We start from the raw sequence: 1323 nt of genomic DNA, 5'->3' as shown, positions 1-1323 counted from the left end.
GGGTGTCATTGCCGGTGGTGCAGCGGCGTTTGGGGCGGCGTTCGTCAACCCGGTACGTAACAGGATGACATACGATGAGCGCCTGACTGCAATGAGTAATGACGCCTTTAATGATAAGAGTCTTCAAGAGCGCCAGGCAGGTAAGCAGCGGCTGGACAAGTTGATCCAGACGAATGTCAAAACCAGTGGCCTCAGCAAAGAGGCGGTGATGGAGGGAGCCGATACCCTATTGAAAAACGGGATGAAAGAAGAGGATGTTACCAACCTGCTTCCCATGGTGACGCGCTATTCTGTCGCTGCCAATGCAGCCCCACAGGATATTGCCAATGTCCTCACCAAAATGAAGGACTTTGGCATTAAGGGGAAAGATATTGAGACGGCTATGAACATGATGATTGCGTCTGGCCAGGCGGGGAACTTTGAAGTTAAGGACATGGCCCGTTATTTACCTACTCAAATGGCATCAGGGGCGAGTGCCGGTTTTTACGGTCTGGAAGGATTAAAAACCATTCTGGCGCTGAATCAGGTAGCGGTCAAAACGGCAGGGAATAATGATGAGGCCGGTAATAACGTCAATAACCTGATAGCCAAGATGAATGCCCGTGACACCGAAAACAACGCCAAGACCATCCCGCTGGGCGGCAATAAGGTACTTAAGTACACTGACACACTGATCCAGGCAAAAGCGCATGGGATGAACGCCCTGGAAGCAACTAGCGCCATCATCGACCGCGTTATGGCCAAAGATAAACGCTATCAAAAATTGAAGCGCGAGATGGAGCAACTCGACCCCAAAGATACGACCGGTCGGCGTGAAAAGCTGGAATCGATGAATCGCATGCTCAGCGGATCCGTGATCAGTCAATTATTCCCCGACCGCCAGGCCATGATGGCGTTCCTGGCGTATCGTTATTCGGGAGAGTATCGCGCGAGTGTTGAGCAGGATATTGAGAAGCAGCGTCACCTCAAGCCTGGCGAGCGGGGCGCTGGGGATGAAAACTTTGCATTCATCGAGCAGCAGGACTATTTCAAACTCCAGCAACTCAATAACACCAAGGATCTCGCCGAGCTGAATATGGTTAAACCGATTGCTGAGGCGAGTGGCAATGTGGCCAGTAAACTCAATGTTCTGGCAACAGAGTTTCCGGCGTTGGCTACAGCCGCCAGTGGAGCCACTACCGCCATCCAGGGCATGACCCAGGCGGCGATCGCCTTTGCCGGTATCAAACTGCTTACGGGGGGCATCAAGGCCGCAAAAGGAGTAGGAGGCGCAGCAGCGGCGGAAGTGGCCGCAGCGGGTACTAATGCGGTCAAGGGAACGGC

The 1323-nt window shown here is 53.3% G+C and carries 1 protein-coding gene; it reads left to right on the top strand.

All coding sequences use genetic code 11. From position 1 onward, the window contains the following. Positions 1-1323 (top strand): phage tail tape measure protein (locus EHO01S_RS17100; RefSeq protein ID WP_024525073.1); only part of this gene is annotated, 1323 nt, incomplete at both ends.

Source organism: Edwardsiella hoshinae NBRC 105699 = ATCC 33379 (assembly GCF_000474215.1).
In the GTDB taxonomy this organism is placed as follows: domain Bacteria; phylum Pseudomonadota; class Gammaproteobacteria; order Enterobacterales; family Enterobacteriaceae; genus Edwardsiella; species Edwardsiella hoshinae.
The sequence above is the reverse complement of the archived record's forward strand: the minus strand, read 5'-3'. Positions and strand labels throughout refer to the sequence as shown.